22 protein-coding genes, 2 tRNA genes, 1 other RNA gene and 1 pseudogene are annotated in these 25,187 nt (G+C 68.5%); 9 read left to right on the top strand and 17 right to left on the bottom strand.

Annotation, left to right across the window (positions count from 1 at the left end; all coding sequences use genetic code 11):
- Positions 1 to 76: 76 nt before the first annotated feature.
- From EVU97_RS07685 to EVU97_RS07670, 4 genes are all read right to left on the bottom strand, one after another.
- The gene (locus tag EVU97_RS07685) at positions 77 to 1,765 is read right to left on the bottom strand and encodes an NAD(P)/FAD-dependent oxidoreductase (protein ID WP_129664825.1); all 1,689 of its coding nucleotides are present in this window, start codon (positions 1,763 to 1,765) and stop codon (positions 77 to 79) included.
- A 127-nt stretch (positions 1,766 to 1,892) separates the two neighbouring features.
- Positions 1,893 to 2,702 (bottom strand): nitrilase-related carbon-nitrogen hydrolase, encoded by an 810-nt coding sequence (locus tag EVU97_RS07680; protein ID WP_129664823.1) that lies wholly within the window; start codon positions 2,700 to 2,702, stop codon positions 1,893 to 1,895.
- Between the two features lie 16 nt (positions 2,703 to 2,718).
- The gene (locus EVU97_RS07675) at positions 2,719 to 4,347 is read right to left on the bottom strand and encodes an acyl-CoA dehydrogenase family protein (protein ID WP_129664821.1); all 1,629 of its coding nucleotides are present in this window, start codon (positions 4,345 to 4,347) and stop codon (positions 2,719 to 2,721) included.
- A gap of 18 nt (positions 4,348 to 4,365) precedes the next feature.
- On the bottom strand, positions 4,366 to 5,142 hold the full coding sequence (locus tag EVU97_RS07670; protein WP_205744875.1) for a PaaX family transcriptional regulator C-terminal domain-containing protein: 777 nt from the start codon (positions 5,140 to 5,142) through the stop codon (positions 4,366 to 4,368).
- A 103-nt stretch (positions 5,143 to 5,245) separates the two neighbouring features.
- Between EVU97_RS07670 and EVU97_RS07665 the strand changes: the two genes are divergently transcribed.
- Positions 5,246 to 6,427: an acyl-CoA dehydrogenase family protein gene (locus EVU97_RS07665; protein ID WP_047312518.1), complete on the top strand. Its 1,182-nt coding sequence runs from the start codon at positions 5,246 to 5,248 to the stop codon at positions 6,425 to 6,427.
- Positions 6,428 to 6,551: 124 nt separating this feature from the next.
- Complete coding sequence (locus EVU97_RS07660) at positions 6,552 to 7,190, top strand: DsbA family protein (RefSeq protein WP_047312519.1); 639 nt, start codon at positions 6,552 to 6,554, stop codon at positions 7,188 to 7,190.
- A 73-nt stretch (positions 7,191 to 7,263) separates the two neighbouring features.
- On the opposite strand, the gene EVU97_RS07655 is transcribed toward EVU97_RS07660, so the two are convergent.
- From EVU97_RS07655 to EVU97_RS15215, 3 genes and pseudogenes are all read right to left on the bottom strand, one after another.
- Positions 7,264 to 8,076 carry an amino acid ABC transporter ATP-binding protein gene (locus EVU97_RS07655; protein ID WP_047312520.1) on the bottom strand — a complete coding sequence of 271 codons (813 nt, stop codon included), beginning with the start codon at positions 8,074 to 8,076 and terminating at the stop codon, positions 7,264 to 7,266.
- Complete coding sequence (locus tag EVU97_RS15220) at positions 8,073 to 8,696, bottom strand: amino acid ABC transporter permease (protein WP_047312645.1); 624 nt, start codon at positions 8,694 to 8,696, stop codon at positions 8,073 to 8,075. The genes EVU97_RS07655 and EVU97_RS15220 overlap by 4 nt, the downstream gene beginning before the upstream one ends.
- A 66-nt stretch (positions 8,697 to 8,762) precedes the next feature.
- Positions 8,763 to 9,536 (bottom strand): annotated as a pseudogene (locus EVU97_RS15215) (transporter substrate-binding domain-containing protein); the annotation flags it as partial.
- A gap of 142 nt (positions 9,537 to 9,678) precedes the next feature.
- Between EVU97_RS15215 and EVU97_RS07645 the strand changes: the two are divergent.
- Positions 9,679 to 10,062, top strand: a complete 384-nt coding sequence (locus tag EVU97_RS07645) for a hypothetical protein (protein WP_129664815.1) — start codon at positions 9,679 to 9,681, stop codon at positions 10,060 to 10,062.
- On the top strand, positions 10,059 to 10,463 hold the full coding sequence (locus EVU97_RS07640) for a hypothetical protein (RefSeq protein ID WP_129664813.1): 405 nt from the start codon (positions 10,059 to 10,061) through the stop codon (positions 10,461 to 10,463). The genes EVU97_RS07645 and EVU97_RS07640 overlap by 4 nt, the downstream gene beginning before the upstream one ends.
- A 27-nt stretch (positions 10,464 to 10,490) precedes the next feature.
- Here the strand turns inward: EVU97_RS07640 and EVU97_RS07635 are convergent, their stop codons facing one another.
- The 7 genes from EVU97_RS07635 to EVU97_RS15110 all read right to left on the bottom strand — a co-directional run bounded on the left by EVU97_RS07635 (position 10,491) and on the right by EVU97_RS15110 (position 19,181).
- On the bottom strand, positions 10,491 to 11,606 hold the full coding sequence (locus tag EVU97_RS07635) for an aspartate-semialdehyde dehydrogenase (protein WP_205744874.1): 1,116 nt from the start codon (positions 11,604 to 11,606) through the stop codon (positions 10,491 to 10,493).
- Between the two features lie 31 nt (positions 11,607 to 11,637).
- Positions 11,638 to 12,681, bottom strand: a complete 1,044-nt coding sequence (locus EVU97_RS07630; protein WP_129664809.1) for an aspartate-semialdehyde dehydrogenase — start codon at positions 12,679 to 12,681, stop codon at positions 11,638 to 11,640.
- Between the two features lie 53 nt (positions 12,682 to 12,734).
- On the bottom strand, positions 12,735 to 14,000 hold the full coding sequence (locus EVU97_RS07625) for an aspartate kinase (RefSeq protein WP_118914340.1): 1,266 nt from the start codon (positions 13,998 to 14,000) through the stop codon (positions 12,735 to 12,737).
- Positions 14,001 to 14,074: 74 nt separating this feature from the next.
- Positions 14,075 to 14,815, bottom strand: coding sequence for an MBL fold metallo-hydrolase (locus tag EVU97_RS07620; RefSeq protein ID WP_129664807.1), 741 nt, complete (start codon positions 14,813 to 14,815; stop codon positions 14,075 to 14,077).
- Between the two features lie 153 nt (positions 14,816 to 14,968).
- Entirely contained in the window at positions 14,969 to 15,565 is a 597-nt protein-coding gene (gene recR / locus EVU97_RS07615) for a recombination mediator RecR (protein ID WP_047312527.1), read from the bottom strand.
- Between the two features lie 11 nt (positions 15,566 to 15,576).
- The gene (locus EVU97_RS07610) at positions 15,577 to 16,185 is read right to left on the bottom strand and encodes a hypothetical protein (RefSeq protein ID WP_129664805.1); all 609 of its coding nucleotides are present in this window, start codon (positions 16,183 to 16,185) and stop codon (positions 15,577 to 15,579) included.
- 71 nt (positions 16,186 to 16,256) lie between these two features.
- Positions 16,257 to 19,181, bottom strand: coding sequence for a DNA polymerase III subunit gamma and tau (locus EVU97_RS15110; protein WP_205744873.1), 2,925 nt, complete (start codon positions 19,179 to 19,181; stop codon positions 16,257 to 16,259).
- Positions 19,182 to 19,314: 133 nt separating this feature from the next.
- On the opposite strand from EVU97_RS15110, the gene ffs reads away from it, so the two are divergent.
- Positions 19,315 to 19,413, top strand: an RNA gene (gene ffs, locus EVU97_RS07600) — signal recognition particle sRNA small type.
- 67 nt (positions 19,414 to 19,480) lie between these two features.
- Here ffs and EVU97_RS07595 read toward each other — a convergent pair.
- Positions 19,481 to 20,818, bottom strand: coding sequence for an MFS transporter (locus EVU97_RS07595; RefSeq protein WP_129664804.1), 1,338 nt, complete (start codon positions 20,816 to 20,818; stop codon positions 19,481 to 19,483).
- Between the two features lie 106 nt (positions 20,819 to 20,924).
- Positions 20,925 to 21,014, bottom strand: a tRNA-Ser gene (locus tag EVU97_RS07590).
- Positions 21,015 to 21,160: 146 nt separating this feature from the next.
- Here EVU97_RS07590 and EVU97_RS07585 point away from each other — a divergent pair.
- Complete coding sequence (locus EVU97_RS07585; protein ID WP_165357913.1) at positions 21,161 to 21,967, top strand: LytR C-terminal domain-containing protein; 807 nt, start codon at positions 21,161 to 21,163, stop codon at positions 21,965 to 21,967.
- A gap of 92 nt (positions 21,968 to 22,059) precedes the next feature.
- On the opposite strand, the gene EVU97_RS07580 is transcribed toward EVU97_RS07585, so the two are convergent.
- Positions 22,060 to 23,604 (bottom strand): helicase HerA-like domain-containing protein, encoded by a 1,545-nt coding sequence (locus tag EVU97_RS07580; RefSeq protein WP_129664800.1) that lies wholly within the window; start codon positions 23,602 to 23,604, stop codon positions 22,060 to 22,062.
- A 61-nt stretch (positions 23,605 to 23,665) separates the two neighbouring features.
- Here EVU97_RS07580 and EVU97_RS07575 point away from each other — a divergent pair, with 61 nt between their 5' ends.
- The 3 genes from EVU97_RS07575 to EVU97_RS07565 all read left to right on the top strand — a co-directional run bounded on the left by EVU97_RS07575 (position 23,666) and on the right by EVU97_RS07565 (position 24,642).
- Positions 23,666 to 23,959: a type II toxin-antitoxin system VapB family antitoxin gene (locus tag EVU97_RS07575; RefSeq protein ID WP_047312530.1), complete on the top strand. Its 294-nt coding sequence runs from the start codon at positions 23,666 to 23,668 to the stop codon at positions 23,957 to 23,959.
- On the top strand, positions 23,956 to 24,471 hold the full coding sequence (locus EVU97_RS07570) for a LytR C-terminal domain-containing protein (protein ID WP_129664798.1): 516 nt from the start codon (positions 23,956 to 23,958) through the stop codon (positions 24,469 to 24,471). Before EVU97_RS07575 ends, EVU97_RS07570 begins: the two co-directional genes overlap by 4 nt.
- Before the next feature lie 81 nt (positions 24,472 to 24,552).
- Positions 24,553 to 24,642: transfer RNA gene (locus EVU97_RS07565), tRNA-Ser, on the top strand.
- Positions 24,643 to 25,187 lie beyond the last annotated feature (545 nt).

Here is a 25,187-nt window from a genome sequence, read left to right as displayed (position 1 = left end):
CCTCTCGTCCCGAGTTGAGTTGCGCGAAACCCTACCCGTTCGCTGTTCCACCGAGGGAGACCGTCCGAATTCGGTTTCAGTCCAGGCTGATCGGGCCGTACTCGCCGAGCAGTTCGCCCGGTCCGGGGTTTTCCGGGCTGCACTCGCCGCCGAGATGCTTCATGACACCCCAGACGGCGTTGAGGCCCGTCTGCACGGCGCCCTCGGCCCAGCCGGCCGTCCACGAGATGTCGTCGCCCGCGAGGAAGATGCCGCGCTGGTGCTCGGGCAGGTCGTTCTTCGCGAAGTGCGTGAACAGCCGCTGCTGGTAGCGGTAGTGCCCCGGCAGGTTCGCCTTGAACGCGCCCATGAAGTTCGGGTCCGACTCCCACGACACCGTGATCGGCTGCCCGACGACGTGGCTCGCGATGTCGACGTCCGGGTAGATCTGCGCGAGCGAGTGCAGCATGAGCTCCATGCGCTGCGTCGCGTCGAGCGACAGCCACTTCATCGCGTCGTCGTTCCACGTGTACGACAGCAGGATGACGCCAGGCTTGTCCGGGCCGTCGTCGAGCAGGTACGTGGCGCGGTTGAGGCGGTCGGTGAGCGTCATCGACATGACGTCCTGGCCGGTCTTCGGGTCCTTGTCCTTCCAGAACGGCCGGTCGACCATGACGAACGTCTTCGAGCTCTGCATGTAGTGCGAGCGTTCGAGCGCCATCCACATCTCCGGGGAGAACAGGGCCTCCTCGGTGTCGATGCGCGTCGACAGCAGCCACGACTGGCAGCTCGTGATGGCCGCCTTGTACGTCGCCTTGCGGCCCCAGCGTTCGGAGATCTCGATGTCGCCGTTCTCCGCGCGGCGGATGCGGCGCACCTCCCCCGCGGGAGCTCCGTTGTGCAGCGACCGCAGCGACGTGCCGGCCGGCCAGTGCTTCATCTCGGCCGGCTCGTACGCCCACAGCCCCTCCGGCAGACGCTGGGCGCCACCGAGGATGCGGCGGTGACGGTCGTCGGCGTCGGTGTAGACGACGCGCAGGATCTCGAGGATGGAGTTGGGGAAGTCGGTGTCCCAACCACCCGTGCCGAACCCGACCTGGCCGAACGCCTCGCGCGCCGCGAAACCCGCCTTCTTGAACGCGTCACTCGCCGCGATGAAGCCGTAGAACGTCTGCTCGTCCATGCGCGGCACGAACTCGTTCCAGATGCGCTTGATCGTGGGCACGTCTCGCTCACGGATGGCGGTCTGCATCTCGAGGAACTGCGCGTCGTCCTCGACCGCGGCGCGCCAGGCGTCGGCCACGTGGGTGAAGAACTCGGGCAGGTCGGCGGGTGTCTCGGCGTAGTGCTTCACGCCGCCCAGCTCGACGACGGTGCTCGGCGTGACCTCCGAGAGCGGGTTGGGGAACGCCTCCGTCTCGAGGCCGACCATGTCGATGTAGTGGTAGAGCGCTTTGCTCGACTCGGGGAAGCGCATGCCGCCGAGGTCGACCGTGACGTCCTTCGCGGCGGCGAAGCTCTCCGAGCGCAGGCGCCCGCCGATGCGGTCGGCTTCGTAGACGACGGGCTTGAGGCCCATCTTCATGAGTTCGAGGGCCGCGACGAGGCCCGAGACACCGCCACCGACGACGGCAACCTCGGCGCCGTACATCTCCTCGGGCACGCTGCCGAGGCCGGCAGGGTGTGCGAGGAAGTGGTCGTAGCTGAAGGGGAAATCAGGGTTCAGCATCGTGATCGGAGGCTGCTTCGCGGCCCCGTCACTCGGAAACTCGGTCACTGCTGTCATGTCACCTTCACCCCTTCGGCGGTCGACTGCCGATCCGCGCGAACCCACGATGCCACAAGAAGGCGACGGACGTTGCTCCGAGAGCAACCATCGTCTTCAACCTGTTCGAATGTGAGGTCCGAGAAGCTCAGCCGTCGCGCTCCCAGGCGGCGTACGTCGTCGGGCGGCGACGGCCGAGGTAGTCCACCTCACGGCGAGCGGCGTCGATGTCGTCGCGCGTCACGTCGCCGAGGATGATGCGGGGTGCGTCGTCGCCCTCCGCGAGCAGACCGCCGTCGGGCCCGACGATGACGCTGCCGCCACCGAGCACGAGCCCGTCCTCCTCCCCCGTGTGGTTGGCGTACGCCAGCGCGACGCCGTTCTCGAGGGCACGGGCGCGCAGGAGAACCTGCGGTACGTCATCGAATCCGGCCGCAAGCGCTGTCGGCGCGAGAACGACGTCGGCCCCGGCCAATGCGGCGGCGCGCACGGCCTCGGGGAACTCGACGTCGAAGCAGATGAGCAGTGACACCCGCAGACCCGCGAGCTCCACCGTCGTCGGCGGGGCCTCGGAGCAGGCGAAGGCCCGCGGTTCGTCGTCGCCGAACAGGTGCACCTTACGGTACGTCACCGCGAGTTCACCGCTCGCGTCGAAGAGCACGGCGCAGATGTACTGACGCCGCTTCTCCTCGGCGAGCTCCTCGACCTGCGGGTAGCTCGCGACGAGGGCCACTTTGCGATGCTTCGCGATGCGGCCCAGCTCCGCGAGGATGCCGCGCTCGGCGTCGGGATCGACGGTGCGCAGCAACAGCGGCGCGTACCCGCTGACGAACAGTTCCGGCGTGACGAGGACGTCGGCACCCTCACCGGCCGCCCGCGCAGCGGCCTCGTCGATCGCCCGCAGATTGGCCGCCTGATCCCCGACGGTCGCGTTCGCCTGCATCACCGCAATTCGCATGGTGTGAGCCTAAGCGTCAGACCTTCGGCGTCGCCCGCTCGATGATCGCCGCGGTGTCGACGCCGCGTCCGAGGGTGCCGAACGCGTTGCCTGGTACGCCGGCGAGGCGCGAGCCGGTGAAGCCGTCGGCCACTGCCGGGTGACCGAAACGCACGAGCAGCGAGCCCTGCAGCGCGAGGGCGAGGCGTTCGACGACGGTGCGTGCCCGGTACTCGAGGTCGCCGGTGTCGGCGAACTCGTTCTTGAGCTCGGCGACGTAGGCGTCGAAGTGGGCGTCGGCTCCGGCAGCGGCGTCGAGTTCGTCGAAGAGAACCTCGAGCGACTCGGGCTGACGGGCAATGGCGCGCAACGTGTCGAGCGCGGCGACGTTGCCGCTTCCCTCCCAGATCGACAGCAGCGGCGACTCACGGAACAGGCGCGGCATCCGCGAATCCTCCGCGTAGCCGTTGCCACCGAAGCACTCGAGCGCCTCGACGGCGTGCGACGGCCCGCGCTTGCACACGTAGTACTTGCTCACGGCGAGACCGATGCGGCGCAGCATGGCCGCGCGCTCGTCACCGGCGTGGGCCTTGTCGGTGAGGCCTGCGAGCCACAGCGCCACCGTCAGGGAGGCCTCGGCCTCGATCTCGAGATCGGCGATGACGTTGCGCATGAGCGGTTGATCGATGAGCGACTTGCCGAACGCCGCACGGTGCGTGACGTGGTGGGCGGCGCGCTGGACGCCCTGCGTCATGATCGTCGCGCTGCCGATCACGCAGTCGAGGCGCGTCACGTTGACCATCTCGATGATGGTGCGGACCCCGCGGCCCTCGTCGCCGAGGCGGTAGGCGACGGCGTTCTCGTACTCGATCTCGCTGCTCGCGTTGGAGTGGTTGCCGAGCTTGTCCTTGAGGCGCTGGATGCGTATCGGGTTGCGCGATCCGTCCTCGAGCACGCGCGGCACGACGAAGCAGGTCATGCCGCCGGGTGCCTGGGCGAGCGTGAGGAAGATGTCCGACATCGGGGCCGACGTGAACCACTTGTGGCCCACGAGGCGGTAGGTGCCGTCGGGCTGCGGTGTGGCGCTCGTCGTGTTGGCGCGCACGTCGGAGCCGCCCTGCTTCTCCGTCATCGACATTCCGGCGATGATTCCGGGCTTCGTCGGCGCGTAGGCGAGGTTCGGGTCGTAGCCGCGGGCCGTGAGCAGCGGCGTGTAGCGCGCGGCCAGTTCCTCGTCGGCGCGCAGTGCGGGAACGGCGGCGTACGTCATCGTGATCGGGCAGCCGTGCCCGGCGTCGGCGGTGATCCAGGCCGAGTACTTCGCCGCGCGCACGAGGTGCGCGTTCGGGTCGTCGCTGGCCCACGGCGCCCCGTGGAGGCCGAAGCGCGTCGCGTGCTCCATGAGCGAGTGGTAGGCCGGGTCGTACTCGACCTCGTCGATTCGGTTGCCGAACCGGTCGTGCGTGTGCAGCCGCGGCACGTTGCGCTCGGCGAGGTCGCCCCAGCGCAGTGCCTCACTCGAACCGGCGAGCACACCGACCTCGACGAGTTCGGCGAGCGACTCGCCCGCATCCGCCCGTTCGAGCGCTTCGCGCAGCACGGGGTAGGCCGCCGGGTTGTAGTCCTCGAGCGGCGTGGACTGGTTGAGCACCTCGTGGGTCTGCATGGTCTCTCCTCGTTCGGATCAGGCGGCGGCGTAGGGGTGGGGGCTGAGGCCGACGGTGCGGCGAAGTTCGGCGCGGTAGGCGTCGTACGTGCGACGCAGACGCTGCGCCGGCCAGTTCTTCGGGGCCAGGCTCTCGGGCAGCATCGGGTCACTGCGCAGATGGCGGACGGTGGCCGCAGCCACGGCGAGACGCGTGGCCTCGTCGACGTCGGGGTTCTCGAAGGCGCGGACGAGTGCCTCGGCGCGAGCGGCCCACTCGTCGAGGTTCCACAAGCGGGCGACGAGGGCCTTCGCGGCCACTTCACCGCCATCGGGAATGGCAGTGAGGTGGACGAGTTCGTCGCGCTCGACGCGGGCCCCGGTCAGGTTGTCCGGGCGCATCCACACGCCCTCACGCAGTTCACCGAAGCGCGCCGCGCTCATGGCCCGACGCAGCTCTCCCCGATCGCTCGCGCTTCGACTGCCGGCCCCGACGACCACGGCCGTCACCCACCCGCCGTCGAATGGTTCTGTCGCCGGGGCGAGTTGCGCGAGCGTCGCCTTCTGGCGCGCGGCGAGCCGGTCGGTGAGTGCGTAGACGCCGTCGGCCGTCGTGAGTTCACCGGCGGCGACGAGCCGCGACAGCGCGACGCGCATCGTCGGGCCACTGATGCCGAAGGTCTCCCCGAGACGCACGAGGTCGGCGCCGCGAAGCTCGGGCGGCTCCGCGCCGAGCAGCAGGCTGAGGGCAGCGGAGCGCGCGCTGAGAGGACGCAGGTCGCGCACCCAGGCCTCGGCACTCGCGGTCTCACTCACGGTCCAAGTATTACGTTTCACCAACGCCCGTGACAAGGGTGTAACACCAATCGGGCGAAGAAGTCCGCCGCGGCGTCGAGGTGAGGTGAGGCACGATGGATTCATGAGTGACTTCTCGCGCAACCCCCAGCTCAACCGCCTCCTCGGCATCGACGGTCTGCTCACCGAGGACGAGCGTGAGGTGCAGGCCCTCGTGCGTCGCTTCTGCGACGACCAGGTGCGCCCGCACCTGCCGACCTGGTACGACGAGGCCACCGTGCCTGCGCGTGAACTGGCGAAGGGCCTCGGCGATCTCGGTCTGCTCGGCATGCACCTCGAGGGCTACGGCTGTGCGGGTTCGACGGCGACGACGTACGGCATCGCCTGCCACGAGCTCGAAGCGGCCGACTCCGGCATCCGCTCGCTCGTGTCGGTGCAGGGCAGCCTCGCGATGTTCGCGATCTGGCGTTGGGGCAGCGAGGAGCAGAAGAACGAGTGGCTGCCCCGCATGGCCGCGGGCGAGGCCATCGGGTGCTTCGGCCTGACCGAGCCGGACTTCGGTTCCGACCCCGGCGGCATGCGCACCTTCGCCAAGCGCGACGGCGACGACTGGGTGCTCAACGGCACGAAGATGTGGATCACGAACGGCAGCGTCGCCGACGTCGCCGTCGTCTGGGCGCAGACGGACGACAAGATCCGCGGTTTCGTCGTGCCCACCAACACTCCCGGCTTCACGGCCACCGAGGTGACGAAGAAGATGTCGCTGCGTGCCTCGGTGACCGCCGAGCTGTCGCTCGTCGACGTCCGCCTGCCCGCCGACGCGGTCTTCCCCGAGGTGCGCGGTCTCAAGGGCCCGCTCTCCTGCCTGTCGGAGGCGCGTTTCGGCATCGTCTTCGGATCGATCGGCGCGGCCCGCGACAGCCTCGAGACCGCCATCGACTACGCCGAGTCGCGCAAGGTCTTCGGCAAGCCGCTCGGCGGCTACCAGCTGACGCAGGGCAAGCTCGCCGACATGACGCTCGAGGTGAGCAAGGGCATGCTTCTCGCACTGCACCTCGGCCGCCTCAAGGACGGCGACGGTGTCACGCCCGAGCAGATCAGCCTCGGCAAGCTCAACAACTGCCGCGAGGCCATTGCCGTGGCGCGCGAGTGCCGCACGATCCTCGGTGCGAACGGCATCTCCACCGAGTACTCGCCGATCCGTCACGCCGGCAACCTCGAGTCCGTCATGACGTACGAGGGCACGAGCGAGGTGCACCAGCTCGTCATCGGCAACGCACTGACGGGCGAGCCGGCCTTCCGCTGACAGTGGCTCACCTCGACATGTGAGTTGCGGTCCGGTGTGTGAGCTGCGCAGCTCACAGATCGGGCCAAAGCTCACAGGCTTAGAGCGGTCGGCACGTTCAGCCGGCGTTGCTAGTCTCACGAGCATGCAGCGCATCGACTTCTACTTCGACCCTTCGTGCCCCTTCTGCTGGATCACGAGCCGTTGGCTCCTCCAGGTCGAGAAGCAGCGCGACCTCGAGATCACGTGGCGCCCGTTCAGCCTTGCCATCAAGAACGACGAACTGGACGAGAACGGCCCCAACGAGAACCCGCACTCCGAGGGTCACCGTGGCAGCCACCGCGTTCACCGCATCATCGCTGCGGCCGCGGAGCAGGGCGCCTCGACGATCGACCTGTACTCGGCCTTCGGCCGTGAGGTGCACACCGCTGGCCGTGAGTTCGACGACGCCCTCGTCACCGAGGTCCTTTCCAACGCCGGTCTGCCCGCCGACCTGGCGAAGGCCGCGGAGGACACGTCGTGGGACGCCCACCTCGAGAGCGAGATGCAGTCCGCGCTCGACGCCGTCGGCGACGACACCGGCGTTCCGGTCATCGTCTTCACCGACGACGACGGCGAGCGCCGCGGCTACTTCGGCCCCGTCCTCAACGCGATGCCGAACGAGGAGGAGGGCCTCGCCATCTGGGACGGCCTTTCCACGCTCGCCCCGGTGACGTCGTTCTACGAGCTCAAGCGCACGCGTCCGGGCGGCGGCCCGGACACGGCCAGCACCGAGGGCCTCTGATCCTCTGGCACCGGCGAACGCCCCGACTCCGCTCGTTCGAGCAGGGTCGGGGCGTTCGCGTACCAGCGCAGCGTCAGCTGAGTGGGTCGAGGATGCGCTTGAGGAACGTCTGCGTGCGCTCCATCCGCGGGGCGTCGATGACCTCGGCCGGCGTTCCGAGCTCGACGACGACGCCGCCATCCATGAAGAGCACCTGGTCGGCCACGTCGCGGGCGAAGCGGATCTCGTGCGTGACGACGAACATCGTGCGCCCTTCGTCGGCGAGTTCGCGCATGACGGAGAGCACTCCCCCGACGAGCTCGGGGTCGAGGGCCGAGGTCGGCTCGTCGAATAGGAGCAGTTCGGGTCGCAGGGCGAGCGCTCGGGCGATGCCGACGCGCTGCTGCTGACCGCCCGAGAGCTGGTACGGGTACTTGTCCGCCTGGTCGGCCAGGCCGACCTTGGCGAGCAGTTCCCGACCGCGTTCCTCGGCTTCGCGCACCGGCTCACCCTGCACGACGACCGGGCCCTCGATGACGTTCTCGAGCGCGCTCTTGTGCGGGAAGAGGTTGTGCTGCTGGAAGACCATTCCGCTCTGACGGCGCAGTGCGGCGACGCTCTTGGCCGACTCGCCGCGGGCGCGGCCGTCACGTCCGCGCGTCACCGCCGAGAAGTCGACGCTCGCGTCGCCGATGCGCACGACGCCGGCGTCCGGCAGGTCGAGCACGTTGAGCGAGCGCAGCACCGTCGTCTTGCCCGAACCGGACGGTCCGAGGAGCACCGTCACCGAGCCTTTGGGCACCGTGAAGTCGATGTCGCGCAGCACCGTGGTGCCGCCAAAGGCCTTGCGCAGACCGGTGATCTCGACGAGGGGGCCGGTCGCTTGGGTGGTCGTGTGATCGGTCATCGGGCCACGTGCCTTCCGAGTCGGTCTTCGAGTCGGGTCTGAACGATGCTGAGGACGAAGCAGAGAACCCAGTAGATGAGTGCAGCCGTGATGTAGAGACCGAGGAACTTGCCCGTCGGAGCGGCCGCAATCTGCGACTGGTGGAACACCTCGGTCACGCCGATCGTCGCGGCGAGCGACGTGTCCTTGACGAGCGAGATGAGCGTGTTCGACAGCGGCGGAACAGCAACGCGTGACGCCTGCGGCAGGACGATGCGCTTGAGTGCCGTGGAGCGGCTCATGCCGATCGTCTCCGCGGCCTCCCACTGCCCCTTGGGCACCGACAGGATCGCCGAGCGGATGATCTCGGCGGCGTAGGCAGCCACGTTGAGAGACAGGGCGATCCCGGCCGAGATCCACGGGTTGAGCTTGAGGCCGAGCTCCGGCAGGCCGAAGAAGATGATGAACAACTGCACGAGCAGCGGCGTCCCGCGGAAGATCGAGATGAACGCGCGGGCCAGCCAGGAGATGGCAGCGTTTGAACTGAGACGTGCGAGGGCGACGCCAAGCGCGAGCACGAGGCCGACGACGAACGCGACGGCGGTGAGCGGGATCGTCACCTTGACCGTTGCCAGGAGCATCGAGCCGAAGTTCTCCTTGATGACGTCCCAAGTCGACTGACCGGTGGCCTTCGTCGTGAAGTACTTGTCGTAGAGCTTCTTCGACGTGCCGTCAGCTTCCATCTGGTCGATGACCTTGCTGACGGCCGGAGTGATGTTCGTGTCCTTGCGGGCAGTGAAGACCGACTCGCTCTTGTCCTCGGTCGTCAGGGCGATCTTCAGATCCGAGTTCGGGTGCGTGGCGAGGTAGTACTTCACGGCCAGTTCGTCGTTGACGAAGGCGTCCGCCCGCCCCTGTTCGACGAGGGCGGCGGCCTTGTCCATGCCCTCGACCGACACGATGTTCGCGCCGGCGCCCTTCGCCGTGTTGGCCCAGTCCGAGGTGATGTTCTGGGCCGACTTCTTGCCCTTGAGGTCCGCCAGCTTCTTGACGCTGTTGTCGCTCTTCTTGGTCACGACGACACCCGTGGTCGTGACGTAGGGCGACGACAGGTCGTACTGGGCGATGCGCTCTTCGTTCTTCGTCACCTGGTTGGCGATGATGTCGATGCGGCCCGAGTTGAGGCCGGCGAACATCGAATCCCAGGGCGTCTCGACGAACTGCACCTTCACGCCGAGGCGCTTACCGACCTCGCGGAAGTAATCGACGTCGTAGCCCGTCAGTTCGCTACCCTTGTGAAAGCTGAACGGCGGGTAGACACCCTCGGTGCCGACGCGCAGCGTCTTCGGCAGCTGGTCGTTCTCCGCGGCGTGGGCTGCGGGAGCAGCCGCTCCGGCGAACAGGATCGCTGCGACGAAACTCAGAAGCGCGACGAAGATGCCTCGGGCTCGCAGCGCCCCGAGGCCGTCACGGTCGGCCATTCTCACCTGGTCGAGCGTACGCTCGCACGCCCATATCTCCTATTTGAGATCCGAGAACGTGACGTTATGGGAGGCGCACCTCGAACCGCAGTCTCTGGACGGGGGCCTGCTCTGAGCGAGGACGTGGGCCTATGGTCGAGGCATGCGAGACGCCCCACCGAATCTCCCCCAGTTGTCCAAGGGCGAGATCGCCACGCTTCAGTACGAATTCACGTGCGCGGACAGCGCGACGAAAGGCCGCATCAACCGGGCCTTGAATCGCGGTGAGGTGCTCACGGACCCCGACGATCTGCGCACTCAGATCGCTCTTCTCGGAAAGGCCCGCTGGTGGCGCATCTGGGCTCGCTGGGTGTTCCTCGTCCTCGCGGTGCTGCAGGTCGGGCGCGTCGCTCTGGACCCGACCGACGTCCCCGCGTGGATCGCCTTCGTAAGCATGATGGGCGTGGCCGCTTTCACCCACCGAGAAGGTGCTGGCCGGAACGCCCTCGAGCGCAAGCTCGGGCTGACGAAGGAGTACTTCAGATGACCGTCGAGAACGGCACCACCCCACCTTGCGAGATGACGCGGATGGAGGCGTCGCGGTTGCTCGGTGAACGCGACGCGATGCCCACCGCAGAACGCAAGCGCATCATGAGGGCAACGCACGCGGGTCGCAGGCTCGACGATCCGCATGAGCGCGACCTTCAGCGCGCCGTGCTCCTCGAGGAGCGCGGTTCGCGGCGACTGACCGCAATCACACTGGTGCTCGGCCCTCTCGTCATGCTTTTCAGCCTGGTGACCACCGTCGCCGGCGGCGAGAGCTTCGGTCTGCGGGACGCACTGGCCGTGATCGTTCTCGCGCTCGCCCCGTTCGTGTTCTGGCAACTGTGGCGTCAGCGCTCACTCGAACGGCAACTCGGTCGAACGCCGGAGACTGACCTGACCTGACACGGTTGTGCCTGCGAGCGACGCCGCTCAGTGAGCCGCCGGCGCTCCGTCGTCCTCACGCACGGCGTACGGGCCCACGCCGATGAGCATTTCGGCCAGCTGCAGCGCGTTGAGCGCAGCGCCCTTGCGGATGTTGTCGCCGCAGACGATGAAGTCGAGCGTGTGCGGGTTGTTCTCCACCTGACGCACGCGCCCCACCCACACCGGGTCGGTACCGATCGCGTCGACGGGCGTGGGCCAGTCGACGCCCTCCTCGTCGGGCATGACGATGGCGCCGTTCGCGCCCTCGGTAATGGCACGACGAGCGTCACTCGGCGTCACCTTCTTGTCGAAACTGACGTGCAGCGTCGACATGTGGGTCGTGACGATCGGGATCTGCACGCACGTCACCGCCACCTTGAGGTTCGGCAGCTGCAGCACATGACGCAGCTCGTGCTTGATGTCGGTTTCCTCGCTGGCCCACCCGCGGCCGGAGTGTCGCCCGATCCACGGCACGACGTTGCTCACGATGGGCGCAGGGAACGGCGAGTCGTCCGGTAGGTCGGCGACGTACCGGCGCACGTCACCGGGCATCTGTCCGACGCGCGGGTTGCCGGTGAGGGCGCCCACCTCCGCGAAGAGCCGCTCGGCGCCCGCGCGGCCGGCACCCGTGACGGCCTGCAGCGACGTCGCCGTCACGTGCGTGAGATTCCAGTGCTCGTGCAGCGTGGCGAGCACCGGCAGCATGATGATGGCCGGGCCGCAGGGCATCGCGACGATGCCGCGCGGCCGGTTGTCGATGGCGCGCGCGTTGACCTCGGGCACGACGAGCGGCACTTCGGGGTCGTCACGGAAGGCCTCGGACGTGTCGACGACGAGCGAGCCCGCCGCCGTCGCGAACGGCACCCACTTGGCCGAGACCTCGGGCGGCGTGGCGAAGATGACGACGTCGACGCCGTAGAAGCTCTCGCTGTCGAGCGCCTCGACCTCGACCTCCTCGGCACCCACGAGCAGGCGACGCCCGGCGTCCTTGTCGGAGCCGAGCAGACGCACGTCCTCCCAGGCGTCGACGCGGGTCGACAGGATCTCGAGCACGGCCTGACCGACCAGCCCCGTGGGGCCGACGACGGCCAGGGTGGGACGTTGCGACTGAGTCGAGTTCACGCCTTCGAGCATAGGCGCGCAGCCTGGGAAACTACTCTCCGGCAGCGATGAGTTCTGCGATCTGCACCGTGTTGAGCGCGGCACCCTTGCGCAGGTTGTCGTTGCTGATGAACAGCACGAGGCCCTTGTTGCCGTCAACCGAACCGTCCTGGCGGATGCGCCCGACGTAGCTCGCGTCCTTGCCGGCGGCGACGAGCGGCATCGGCACCTCGGTGAGCTCGACGCCGGGGGCGTCGGCGAGAAGTTCGCGCGCCTGCTCGGGCGTGATGTCGCGCTCGAACTCGGCGTTGACCGACAGCGAGTGGCCGCTGAACACGGGCACACGCACGCAGGTGCCGGCGACCGCGAGGTCGGGCAGCCCGAGGATCTTGCGCGACTCGTTGCGCAGCTTCTGCTCCTCGTCCGTCTCGTTCGTGCCGTCGTCGACGACCGAGCCGGCCATCGCAAGAACGTTGTAGGCGATGTTGGCGACGTACTTGTTCGGCGCGCCGAGGTCGACGGCCTCACCGTCGAGAGCGAGCCTCTCGAGGTCGGCCTCCGCGCCCTTGCGGATCTGCTCGGCGAGCTCGCGCACGCCCGCGACACCGGAGCCGGAGACGGCCTGGTAGGTCGAGACGACGAGGCGCTTGAGGCCGGCGGCGTCGGCCAGCGGCTTGAGCACGGGCATCGCGGCCATCGTCGTGCAGTTCGGGTTGGCGATGATGCCCTTCGTCGCGTTCGCGATCTCCTCGCCGTTGACCTCGGAGACGACGAGCGGAACGTCGGGGTCGAGGCGCCACGCCGAGCTGTTGTCGATGACGGTGACGCCCGCCGCCGCGAACTTCGGCGCGAGTTCCTTCGACGTACCGCCACCTGCGGAGAAGATGGCGATGTCGAGGCCGCTCGGGTCGGCCGTGGCGGCGTCCTCGATCGTCACGGCCTCGCCGCGGAAGGTGACGTGCTTGCCCGCACTGCGCGCCGACGCGAACAGGCGCAGGCTCTTGATCGGGAAGTTTCGTTCCTCGAGCAGTTCGAGCACGACGCCGCCCACCTGGCCGGTGGCACCGACGACGCCGATGTTGAGTTCCTTCGCCATTTCGTTCTCCTCCGGGCGCGACGCGCCCTCACACAAGTCTTGGGGTGGGCGCCTCAGCGGCCGGTGCCGCCGTAGACGACCGCTTCGCCGTCGGCGTCGAGGCCGAAGGCGCTGTGGACGACGCGCACGGCCTCGTCCAGTTCGTCGTCACTCGTGACGACGGAGACGCGGATCTCGGACGTGGAGATCATCTCGATGTTGATGCCGGCGTCGGCGAGCGACTGGAACAGCGTGGCCGAGACGCCCGGGTTGCTGCGCATGCCGGAGCCGACGAGCGAGAGCTTGCCGACCTGGTCGTCGTACTGCAGCTGCTCGAAACCGAGCTCGTCCTGCATCGCCTTGAGCACCTCGACGCCGCGCCCGGCGTCCTCCTTGGGCACCGTGAAGGAGATGTCGGTCTTCTTCTCCGTACCGGCCGAGACGTTCTGGACGATCATGTCGACGTTGATGCCGACACCGGCGATCGCCTTGAACACGGCGGCGGCGCGGCCGGGGCTGTCCGGGATGCCGACGATCGTGATCTTGCCTTCGCTGCGATCGTGAGCCACACCGGCGATGATCGGGTCTTCCACGGAGTCTCCTTCTTTCTGGTTCACGACCCACGTGCCCTCGTGATGACTGAACGAGCTGCGCACGTGGATGGGAAGGTCGAAGCGGCGGGCGTACTCGACGCAGCGGAGCATGAGCACCTTCGCGCCGGACGCGGCGAGTTCCTGCATCTCCTCGTTGGTGATGCGGTCGATCTTGTGGGCCGTCGGCACGATGCGCGGGTCGGCGGTGAAGATGCCGTCGACGTCCGTGTAGATCTCGCACACGTCGGCCTTGATGCCGGCGGCGAGCGCGACGGCGGTGGTGTCGGAGCCGCCACGGCCGAGGGTGGTGATCTCGTTCGTGGCCTGGCTGACGCCCTGGAAGCCCGCGACGATGACGATGTGGCCCTCGCCGATGGCCTCGGTGATGCGGCCCGGCGTGACGTCGATGATGCGGGCCTTGCCGTGCTGCGCGTCGGTGATGACGCCGGCCTGGCTACCGGTGTAGCTGCGTGCGCTGTGGCCGAGGTTGGAAATGGCCATCGACACGAGCGCCATCGACATCCGCTCGCCGGCGGTGAGGAGCATGTCCATCTCGCGGCTCGGCGGGGCCGGGCTGACCTCGGCGGCGAGGTCGAGCAGTTCGTCCGTCGTGTCACCCATGGCCGAGACGACCACGACGACGTCGTTGCCGGCCTTCTTCGTGTCGACGATGCGGCGGGCGACGCGCTTGATGCTCTCGGCGTCCGCCAAAGACGAACCGCCGTACTTCTGGACGACGAGGCTCACAGTGCTGCTCCGGGGGTCGACTGCTTCGGGCGCTTTCGAGTGTAGTGATGGCGCCCCGCGCGTTTTTTCGACGCTCAGATGCTGGTTGGTACGGAACGCGCCAGGTCGACGGTACGGGCGACCGGGCCGCGCCACACGTCGCCGTGGCCCGGGACGATGACGTCCGCGTCGACGGCTGCGAGGGCGTCCAGCGCGGCCAGAGCTCCGGCGTCGGAGGCGTTGAAGACCGACGGCAGGAGGTGCGGGGTGTGCGCCGCGGTGAGCGGGTGCGCCGTGACGAGGGCGTCACCCGTCGCGAGGACGCCGTGCTCGGGGAAGAAGTACGCCGTGTGACCAGGCGTGTGCCCGGGTGACGCCACGGGTACCGGCCGTCCGGGCAGGTCGAGCGGGCCGCCGTCACTCCACGTCTGCGGGCCCCGCAGGGGTTCGTCGTGCAGCGCGCCGCTTCGGATGACACGCCCCAGCCACATGGCGACGTTGGGGCGCCACGCCATCCGCACGAGCTCCGAGCCCGAGCCGGGTTTCTCCTGCTCGCCGGTGGCCAGCGGTAGCTCCTGCGCGGCCATGAGGACGGGAACGTCGTGCCGGCTCAGCAAACCCTGGAGCCCACCGATGTGGTCGATGTGCGCGTGCGTGACGAGGACGGCCCGGATGTCTCCGAGGCCGCGGCCGATGCTGCGGAGGTCCGCTTCGAGGCGCGCGATGTCTGCGGGGTACCCGGCGTCGACGAGGGTGAGATCGGAGCCGTCGCGCACGATCATCCAGTTGACATCGGTACCGCGCCCCAGCCACATACCGTCGGCAACTTGTTCCACGACGACCCTCGGGTGCGCGATGCGTCACTCCGATCGGACGCGCCTGACCTCAACCTACGAGTTCACGATGCGTCAAGGGGCGTAAGCGACCGGTCGCTCGAGAGGCGGATGCCGACCTCGGCGGAAGTCCGCGAACGGACGGTTCGGAGAGCGTCAGGCAAAGACGCGTCGGCCCTCGAAAGCGCGGCCGAGCGTCACCTCGTCGGCGTACTCGAGGTCGCCGCCGACCGGCAGGCCGGACGCGAGCCTGCTCACCTTGATGCCCATGGGCCCGATCTGGCGCGCGAGGTAGCTCGCCGTCGCTTCGCCGGTGTGGTTCGGGTTGGTCGCGATGATGATCTCGGTGAGCGTGCTGTCGCCGAGTCGCGCCATGAGTTCGGTGACGTGGAGGTCGCCCGGCCCGATGCCTTCGATCGGGTTCAGTGCGCCGCCGAGCACGTGGTAGCGCCCACGGAACTCTCGGGTGCGCTCGATGGCGACGACGTCCTTGCTCTCCTCGACGACGCAGATCATCGTCGTGTCGCGCTGCGGATCAGCGCACACGCGGCACAGGTTGCTCTCGGCCACGTTGAAGCAGATCTCGCAGAAGTGCACCGTCTCCTTGACGCGTAGCAGCACCTCGGCGAGGCGCCGCACGTCGTCCTCGTCGGCCTCGAGCAGGTGGAACGCGATGCGCTGAGCCGACTTCGGGCCGACGCCGGGCAGACGACCGAGCTCGTCGATGAGGTCTTGAACAACGCCTTCGTACACAAGGAGAAAGGTTACGCGCCGCCACCGACACCCGTGAGCACCCGCGCGACGACGCGCTCGTAACCCCGCCGTGCGAGAGGGGAAGCCAGGGTGGCCGCGAACGTGCCGAGTGGGGTGAGCGGACCTCGCAGCCACGGCACAGCGATCGTCTGCCGCCACTCGACGCGGGTGAGCTCGTTCCCGCCGTCAGCGCTCGGAGCGTCCGGGCGAACACCGCCCGTGGAAATCGGACGGGTCATGCCGCGGGCATCGGTAAGGGCGGGAAGCGGCGTGAAACGGACGTCGACCACTCCCCCGATGACTCGGCCGACCTTCTCGAACACGAGCAGGCGCCCGGGTTCGGCGGCGCGCACGATCATGACGTCGTCGAAGCCGCACGGACCGAGCGCCGTTCGTGCCACGAGCCGCGAACCGACGCGCAGGTTCTCAGGTTTCGGGCCGCTCACGTTCGTGAACGGCACCGCCACACCGTGACGTTCGCTGTCGGCCACACGGCTCCACGCCTCCGGCGCGGGGAGGTCGCACTCGAGCGTGAACGTGAAAGCCGCTTTGAGAAAACACGCGTGCGGGCCGCTGCCGTCATCCCGGTCGCGCAGCAGAGCATCGGTTCTGCCCCTCACAGGGTCAGTTCGGCGCGAACGATTGCGCCGACTTCCGATCAACCGCGTGCCGAGCCGCCCGGACATCATCATCACGAGCCCTGGTCGGGGCCTTCCTCCTTGATGACCGTGCCGCCGAGCACCGACTTGATGACGGGCAGGCCGACCGCATCGGAGTTCTCGATGTCTTCGTCGTCGATGCTCGCCGACGTGTCGTCGTACGCCGAGCCGCCGTTGACGCGACGCGCATCCTCCTGCTTCTGCGCTGCCTCCCGGGCTGCCTTCTCAGCGCGCTGACGCGGCGTGAGAGTTCGTCCGTCGTCGACCGCGCCCTGCGTGGGCTGGGGCGTGGGAGACGCGAGGTGCCCGGTGGCCTGAGGGTCGGCTGCGGCAGCCGCCTGACCGTCGGGGGTCGCCTCGTCGGACGCGGAGTCACCGGAGGGTTCGACGCCGGCAGTCTCATGCGCGGCTCCGGCCCCGAGCTCCGACTTGGGCGGCAGCGGGTCGTAGACCGCCTCGACGTCGGTTTCGGGCTCCTCCTCCATCCAGTCAGGAGTCGGCTCGTCGGCGTCAGCGGGGCCCACGTCGACCTCGGGCGCCGGTGAGGGCGTGGCAGAGGCAGTCGATGACGGCTGCGCCGGCCCGTCGTTACCGGTTGCCCATTCCGGTGCGGGCGCGGCCTGCGACGACCAGTCGCCGTCGGAGTCGGAGCCCCACGCGCTGCTGCGCGCGGCCGCCGTGGCGAGACCGGCGTCCTGTGACGGCGTGGCCGCCTCACGCGGTGTGCCGTGCGCGGGCGGGTCACCGGCCTGCGCGGGATCGACAGGAACGTGACCTGTCGTGCCCGAACCCTGGTAGCCCGTCCGTTCGCGCCAACCGCCGGGTTTGCCCTGCGACTGCGCCGGGGCGCTCGAGGGCGGCTCGGCCGGAGCAGGCTGCTGCCCACGTGCCTGAGCGCCGTCGCTCGGCGAAATCCAATGCTCGCCCTGCGAAGGGGAGTTCCACTGGCCGCCCTGGTCGGAGCCCGCCGACGGCGAGTTCCACTGGGCGGCCCCCCGCTGTGCCTGCGAGCCCCCGCCCTGTGACGGCGACTGCCACGGCTCGGCGGGCTGCTCACTCTGCGGTTGCGCCTGTGGCGCACCGCCGTTCATCGCGCGCGCTTCGACCGTGACGTCGACACCGATGGCCTCGATGAGGGCCTGACGCACGACCTCGGGGTGCTGCCCGCGCGACATGGTGGCCGCAAGGCCACTGCTCGACGCTCCGAGCACGAGGCGAGCGCCGTCGAACTCGAGCACCTGCGCGTTCTGGCTCAGCAGTGTCCACGTGACGCGCTTGATGCGGAAGATGCGATCGAGTACGTCCGGCCATGCGCGACGGATGTCGTCGGTGGACATGCCACCGCGCCCGCCGCCGGATGCCGACGTCGGCTGCTGCGGCGCCTGCGACTGCTGGGACTGCGATGCCTGCTGCGCCTGTTCGCCCTGCCACCCCGGGCCACCGGCCCGCTGGGACTGCTCGAACTGACGCTGCACCTGCTCGCGCTCGGTCTCGTCGACACCGCCGCTCGTGCCCGACGGAGCACCCGCGGCCTCGTCGTCGCGCGCAGCGGCCTGGGCCCGCTGGCCCTGACGCTCGGCCTCACCCCCGCGTTCGGCACCCGAACCGCGCGGACCGTCGTCACGCGCCGCAGCACTCCGATCGGCCTGGTCGGCTTGAGCGCGTGGCTCTTCGCTCGGCACAGCCGACGGTGCCTCAGCGGCAGCACCACTCGGCGGACGCACAGGAGCCGGGCCACCTGGCGAAACAGCCGGCGCGTGCTGCACCGGGCCGGCCGGCGAGCGCGGCGGCAGTTCGCCCATGTCGAGGCGTCGTTCCATGCGGTCGAGGCGCGCCGCGTAACCGTCGAGCCCCGCGATGCCCGGCAACAGAACACGCGCACACATGAGTTCGAGCTGCAGACGCGGCGAGGTGGCACCCGTCATCTCGCTCAGCCCCGCGTTGATGACGTCGGCCGCCCGCGAGAGCGCGCCGTCGCCGAAGGACGCCGCCTGGCTGCGCATCCGCTCGAGTTGGTCCTCCGGGACGGCACGCAGAACGGCGCCCGCCCCCTCGGCCACGGCCCGCACGACGATGAGGTCACGCAGGCGCTCGAGAAGATCCTCGACGAACCGACGCGGGTCGGCACCCGACTCGATGACGCGGTCGATCTGACGGAACACGGCCGCGGAATCGCCCGCAGCGAAGGCTTCGATGATGCCGTCGAGCAGCTCGTCGTCGGTGAAACCCAGCAGGCCCGCAGCACCCGAGTACGTGAGGCCCTCGGGCCCGGAGCCCGCGATGAGCTGGTCGAGCACCGACAACGAGTCACGCACCGAACCGCCGCCCGCGCGCGTGACGAACGACAGCACGCCCGGCTCCGTAGCCACGCCCTCGGCGTCGAGAAGCTGCTCCATGTAATCGGTGAGCTTCTTCGGCGGCACGAGCCGGAACGGGTAGTGGTGCGTGCGCGAACGGATGGTGCCGATGACCTTCTCCGGCTCCGTGGTCGCGAAGACGAACTTCACGTGCTCCGGCGGCTCCTCGACGATCTTGAGCAGGGCGTTGAAGCCCTGCGGCGTCACCATGTGCGCCTCGTCGATGATGTAGATCTTGAAACGGCTGCTCGCCGGACCGAACGACGCGCGCTCACGCAGGTCACGGGCGTCGTCGACACCACCGTGCGACGCGGCGTCGATCTCGATGACGTCGACCGAACCCGCACCTCCGCGCGCCAGCGCCTTACACGAATCGCACACCCCGCACGGCGTGGGCGTGGGGCCCTGCTCGCAGTTGAGGCAGCGCGCGAGGATGCGCGCGGACGTCGTCTTTCCGCACCCGCGCGGGCCGGAGAACAGGTAGGCGTGATTGACCCGCCCGGTGCGCAGTGCCTGCATCAGCGGTTCGGTGACGTGCTCCTGGCCGATGACGTCGGCGAACGTCTCGGGGCGGTAGCGGCGGTAGAGGGCCGTTGTCATGGCGTCAGCCTAGTAGTGGCCACCGACAACCCGATGTTTCCTGGACATGCGGGCACAGGGGCCGCGGCGACCGCTCATCATCGGGGCGGGGAATGCGATTCGCGGACGCCGCCGGGTGCCCGGTAGAGTACGAGCAAGCCCCCCACGTGGTGGTACCCCTCCGAACTCCCCCAGGGCAGGAATGCAGCAAGGGTAGGAGAGCTCTTCCAGGTACGTGGGGGGCGCTTACATGCCCCGGCAGACTCCGCGCGCGAGCGCACACCGCCGCCCGGGCCATCGCACTACGGCAACGCCGAGCGTCACTCCGTCGAGAGCTTCGCGCGCTGCACCTCGAGCGCCATCTCGCCCTCGACGTCGATCTCTTCCGGCGCGCTCACGCCGACGCCGTTGACCTTCGGCGACAGCTGTCGCTCGACGACGATCGTCACCCACGCAGCCACGGCGCATCCCGCGACGAGCGCGACGGCGTACCACCCGGCGAGTGCGTGCCCGATGAGCAGGCCGGCGAACGGCGGACCGACGATCTCCGCGATGTGGAAGGCACCGGCAGAGGCCGAGTTGTAGCGGCCGCGCAGGTGGTCGGGGGCGAGGTCGTTGACCATCGCGGGAAGCGTCGGCTGCAGAAAGGTCTCACCGACGCCGAAGATCGCGGCCGACGCGCACACGAGCACCGAGGCGAGCACGACGTTCGACTCCCCCGCCAGGCCGGCAACGCCGAGCACGCTCCACGAGATCGCCCACAGCACACACATGACGAGCAGCGCGCGCGTGCGTCGGCGTCCGGCGACGAACTTCAGCACGAACAGCTGCGCCACGACGATGACGGCCGTGTTGGCGGCGTACGCCCACCCGAGCACCTGGGTGGAGATGTGCGCAACCGTCCGCGAGAACGCCTGGAACCCGACGCCGAACTGGGCGTAACCGATGAACGCCGTGACGAACCCGAGCACGACGAGCAGCCGCATCGCCGGGTCGCGCAGCACGAGTCGGTACCCGCCGCTGACCGGCATCGCGCCGTCGTCGCCCGACGAAGCGCCGTGCGCCACCGGGCCGCCGTAGCGCCGCAGCGGGCCGAGGTAGAGCATCAGCGGAATGAGGAACGTGACCGCGTCGATGTAGTAGATGCGCTCGAACGTCCCGGGACGCTCCACGTCGACGACGGCACCGCCCAGCATCCCGCCGATGCCGAGGCCGAGGTTGAGCAGCGTGAAGCTGAGCCCGAAGTAGTGCTGACGTTGGTGGGTGGGCATGACGGTGGCGACCATCGCCTGCACCGCCGGGAAGATGACACCTGTAGCCAAACCGGAGCAGACGAGCGACGTCGCGGCCACGGGCACGGTGAGCGCGTTGGCCATGAGCACCTGCGCCACGATCTCGAGCGACACCGCGGCGATGACGACGCGGCGCGCACCGAAGCGGTCGATGAGCACACCGCCCGGTCCGACAGCGAGCAACCCCACGATGGCGGGTAGCGCGAGGAGAACACCGGCCGTCTGGAGTGAGAAGTCGCGCACCTCGTGGAGGTAGACGACGGCGAACGGCATGATGAGGCCGGTGCCGACGAAGTCGAACACGAGACTGGTGAGCATCCACTTCGCGGGGCGTGGCAAGTCGCGGAACATCGAAGCGGAGGGCACCGACCAATGGTGCCAGCCCCGCGACCTCTGGCGACACCCGGCTCCCACGTCGCCCCAAGACACGCGAAGGCCCCGAGACTCTGAAGTATCGGGGCCAATCGCTGTGTGGCGGAGGATATGGGATTTGAACCCATGAGGGGTTTCATCCCCAACACGATTTCCAATCGTGCGCACTAGGCCACTATGCGAATCCTCCGCCGGAAACCTTACTGCAAACCTGCGTTCAACTCCCAATCGTGCCGCCGTGGCGCACCCGGGGAAGCGCTCCTGGGGCCGGTAGACTGACGACGCATCGCGCGTGCGATGACACCCGCCCCTCCAAGGTCGAACAGGAGCCTGCCGATGCCTCGTTACCGCGCTGCGGGCGCCGCCTGCCTCGCCATGGCGCTCACGGTGACGTTGGGGGCCTGCAGCAGCAAGGAAGAGCCGAAGAAGAAGGCTGCGCCCACCTGCCCGGCCGGCAACCCGAAGCCGTCTCGCACCGTCGCCTGGCCGACGATGTACGCCAACGTGTACAACGCGAGTGACTCCAAGGGTGAGGCGGCCACAGTCGCCAGGCGCCTCGGATGGCGAGGACTCAATCTGCTCGAGGTGGCGAACGACCCGCTCGCCGACGACCGGCCGACACCGAAGTACGCGGAGATCCGGTACGGCAAGTCCGGGCGCACGATCGCCCTCAACCTGGCCACTCAGATCCCGCACGCCAACCTGTACCAGGACGAACGGGCCGACCCGACGGTCGACGTCGTCATCGGCAACGACTTCACGCTTACGCCGCAGCCGCCGCGCCCCATCAAGGACGTCAAGGTGGCCGTGTTCAACACGACCTTCCAGAGCGGACTCGCTGCGACGGTGAGCAACCAGCTGGCCAAGCAGGGCTTCCACAGCGAGGCGAAGGCCAACGATCGCGCCTACTACCCAGACGACACGGCCGTCATCGTCTACGACGAGGAGGGCCTGCCCGACGCCCAGCGCGTCCAGATGAGCATCCCCGGCTCGCGACTTCTGCAGGACGAGAAGGCGAACGTCAGCATGACGGGACGCGACGTACGCCTCTACCTCGGGTCGAAGTGGCTCAAGGGCGGCAAGGTGGCCCCGCTCTCGCAGGCGACGAAGGCCCCGGGCTCCTCACCGACACCGAGCTGCTGACGTCGCAGTTCACGCCTCACCTCGACGGTTCAACGAACGAAGCGGGCCGCACCCCCGAAGGTGCGGCCCGCTTCGTCCGTGGGGAAGGCGCGTCAGCGACGGCGGCCCGTACCGAACAGACTGCGGGTGATCTCGCGGCCGATCTGTGTGCCCGCGGAGCGCATGAACGACTTGAACGCGCTGGAGCGCACGACCTGGCTCACCATGCCGGGCTCCTCCTTCGGCTTCGCTGCTTCCTTCGGAGCGGCCTTGGGCTTCTCCTCGGCGTTGTCACCCTCGGCGGGAGCCTGGGCGAACTTGTTCTGAAGACGCTCGTACGCGGATTCGCGGTCGACGGCCTCGGAGTACTTCGAGGCGATGGCGGAGGCGCCGATGACGCGGTCCATCGTCTCCTCGCTCGCCGGGGCCATCTTCGACGTCGGTGCGAGCATGCGGGTCCACGCGACGGGCGTCGGCGCGCCCTTCTCGGAGAGCACCGTGACGACGGCCTCGCCGGTGCCGAGCGTCGTGAGGAGCTCCTCGAGGTCGTACCCACTCTTCGGGAAGGTACGTACGGTGGCGTTGAGCGCCTTCTGATCGTCCGGCGTGAACGCGCGCAGCGCGTGCTGCACCCGGTTACCGAGCTGACCGAGAACGCCGGCGGGGACATCCTTCGGGGTCTGCGTGACGAAGAAGACACCGACGCCCTTGGAGCGGATGAGACGAACGGTCTGCTCGATCTGGTCGACGAACGCCTTGCTCGCCTCGTCGAAGAGCAGGTGCGCCTCGTCGAAGAAGAAGACGAGCTTCGGCTTGTCGAGGTCGCCGGCTTCCGGGAGCTCCTGGAACAGGTCGGCGAGCATCCACATGAGGAACGTGGAGAACAGCGTCGGCTGCTCCTGGACGCTCGGCAGTTCGAGGCAGGTGATGATGCCGCGACCGTCGGCGCCAGTACGCAGCAGGTCCGAGGTCTCGAACTCCGGCTCACCGAAGAACGCCTCGGCGCCGCCGTCGGCGAAAGCGATGAGATTGCGCAGGATGACTCCGGCCGTGGCTGACGAGAGACCGCCCAGTTCCTTGAGGTCGGCCTTCCCCTCGTCGGACGTGAGGTGAGTGATGACGGCGCGCAGATCCTTGAGGTCGAGCAGTGCGAGACCCTGGCTGTCGGCATAGTGGAAGATCAGCCCGAGGCTCGACTCCTGGGTCGAGTTGAGGCCCAGCACCTTCGACAGCAGCGTCGGGCCGAACGATGTGACCGTGGCACGAACCGGCACGCCCTTGCCCTGACCGCCCAGCGCGAGGTACTCGACCTCGAAGCCCTTCGCCTCCCACGTCTGACCCACGTCGGACGCACGCTGCGCGACCTTGTCGTTCGACTCGCCTGGCTCGGCCAGACCCGAGAGGTCGCCCTTGATGTCGGCCATGAAGACGGGCACGCCGTTCGTGGCGAGCTGCTCGGCCATGAGCTGGAGGGTCTTGGTCTTACCGGTACCGGTGGCTCCCGCGATGAGTCCGTGACGGTTCATCATCGCGAGCGGCAGACGCACCTGGACGTCTGGTGCTGCCGTGCCTGCGTCGACGGCAGCGCCGAGGTCGAGCGAGCCGCCCTCGAAGGCGTAACCCGTGCGGATGGCTTCAAGCTGATTGTTTTCGCTCACGCGGCGACAATATCCGGCGCGTGTGTGCACGCGCAGTAGACGACGCGCATAAAATGAGGCCGTGATCTTCAAGGCCGTCGGCGACTCGCGCCCCTACCCCGACCACGGCCTCGTGACGCCCAAGGACTGGTCGCCGATCACGCCGCGTGTCGTCCGCCTCGCAGATCTGACGACCACCCGCGCCACGCTCGATCTCTCGGCGCTGCTTTCGCAGGATTCGACCTTCTACGGGGACATCTTCGCGCACGTCGTCGCCTACAGCGGCGAGCTGTACCTCGAGGACGGCCTGCACCGCGCCCTGCGCGCCGCGTTGCAGCAGCGTTCCACGTTCCACGCCAGGGTGCTTTCGCTGTGAGCTACGTCCGCGACAACGGTCTCGAGCGTGCCCGCCGTCGGCGCGAGCGGCGCTCGTTGGCGATCCTGACGCTCTGCGCCCTCCTGGTCATCGGCTCCGTCGTCTTCGCCGCCACGTTCATGTCCCAGCCGAGCAAGCCGAAGGCCGGCGAGTGCCCCAGCGGCACGACGACATCGCTGCCGCCTCAGGCCACGTTCCCCGTCAACGTCTACAACGCGGGCGGGCCGAAGGGCGCTGCCGGTGACGCCGCCGACGCCTTGCGCACGTACGATTTCAATGTCGGCACGGTGAGCAACGACCCGTACAAGAAGAAGATCTCCAACGTGGGCGAGATTCGGTTCGGTCCGGGCGGAGCCCAGAACGCCAAGAAGTACGTCGAGCCACGCGTCCCGGGCGCGAAGCTCGTCCAGGACGGGCGCGACGGCGCTGGTGTCGATGTTGTCGTCGGCCCGCAGTTCCCGACGCTCGAGAAGGCCGCGGAGAAGCCGTCCGCCTCACCCAGCTGCTCCTGATCACCAGCCGGCTTCCGACATTCCTCACGCCCCGGTCATCCCGTTTTTGACTCAGTGACCCACTGTTGTAATCTTTCTGGCGGTGGCGTGTCCGAGCGGCCTAAGGAGCACGCCTCGAAAGCGTGTGTGGGGGTGACTCCACCGTGGGTTCAAATCCCACCGCCACCGCCAGATACGAATGGACCCCCGCCCAGGACCAGCGACGAAGTCGCCCTGGGTGGGGGTCCATTCGTATCTGATGAAGCACGGGGGATTTGGGAGGAGTGACGCGCGAGCGAGCGACAGCGAGCCCCGCGCGTCACGACGGCTCCCACCGCCACCGCCAGATACGAATGGACCCCCGCCCGGGACCAGCGACGAAGTCGCCCTGGGTGGGGGTCCATTCGTATCTGATGAAGCATGGGGGAGAAGGCCCACCGCCTGTCGGTCGGACCACTCGACGAACCGATGACGCCCACTCCAGCCACTGGGGACGCACCCTCCACCCACAGGGAGGGGCCACACACCCCAAAGTGCCCCTCATTTCCACCAGATCGAAAAGTGGGGGCCAAGGTCCCGTCACGCCGCTTTGCGCGCACTCGGGGCCGACAATCCCCCGACGTGACGGGCAAAACGGGCCACCTCACCACAGTTGGACGATTTTCCAACTCCGCGAAACGGAACCCGTTTCGCAGCGCATCGGGGCGATCTCAGTAAGAAGTCACTGTACTCTCTTC

This window comes from Dermacoccus sp. 147Ba (assembly GCF_004151355.1).
GTDB lineage: Bacteria > Actinomycetota > Actinomycetes > Actinomycetales > Dermatophilaceae > Dermacoccus > Dermacoccus abyssi.
The sequence above is the reverse complement of the archived record's forward strand: the minus strand, read 5'-3'. Positions and strand labels throughout refer to the sequence as shown.

What these genes read in the sequence shown, in the direction of transcription:
- EVU97_RS07685 (WP_129664825.1), bottom strand. Translation starts at nt 1,765, where the DNA reads ATGACAGCAGTGACCGAGTTTCCGAGTGACGGGGCCGCGAAGCAGCCT.
- EVU97_RS07680 (WP_129664823.1), bottom strand. Translation starts at nt 2,702, where the DNA reads ATGCGAATTGCGGTGATGCAGGCGAACGCGACCGTCGGGGATCAGGCG.
- EVU97_RS07675 (WP_129664821.1), bottom strand. Translation starts at nt 4,347, where the DNA reads ATGCAGACCCACGAGGTGCTCAACCAGTCCACGCCGCTCGAGGACTAC.
- EVU97_RS07665 (WP_047312518.1), top strand. Translation starts at nt 5,246, where the DNA reads ATGAGTGACTTCTCGCGCAACCCCCAGCTCAACCGCCTCCTCGGCATC.
- EVU97_RS07660 (WP_047312519.1), top strand. Translation starts at nt 6,552, where the DNA reads ATGCAGCGCATCGACTTCTACTTCGACCCTTCGTGCCCCTTCTGCTGG.
- EVU97_RS07655 (WP_047312520.1), bottom strand. Translation starts at nt 8,076, where the DNA reads ATGACCGATCACACGACCACCCAAGCGACCGGCCCCCTCGTCGAGATC.
- EVU97_RS15220 (WP_047312645.1), bottom strand. Translation starts at nt 8,696, where the DNA reads ATGCTCCTGGCAACGGTCAAGGTGACGATCCCGCTCACCGCCGTCGCG.
- EVU97_RS07645 (WP_129664815.1), top strand. Translation starts at nt 9,679, where the DNA reads ATGCGAGACGCCCCACCGAATCTCCCCCAGTTGTCCAAGGGCGAGATC.
- EVU97_RS07640 (WP_129664813.1), top strand. Translation starts at nt 10,059, where the DNA reads ATGACCGTCGAGAACGGCACCACCCCACCTTGCGAGATGACGCGGATG.
- EVU97_RS07630 (WP_129664809.1), bottom strand. Translation starts at nt 12,681, where the DNA reads ATGGCGAAGGAACTCAACATCGGCGTCGTCGGTGCCACCGGCCAGGTG.
- EVU97_RS15110 (WP_205744873.1), bottom strand. Translation starts at nt 19,181, where the DNA reads ATGACAACGGCCCTCTACCGCCGCTACCGCCCCGAGACGTTCGCCGAC.
- EVU97_RS07585 (WP_165357913.1), top strand. Translation starts at nt 21,161, where the DNA reads ATGCCTCGTTACCGCGCTGCGGGCGCCGCCTGCCTCGCCATGGCGCTC.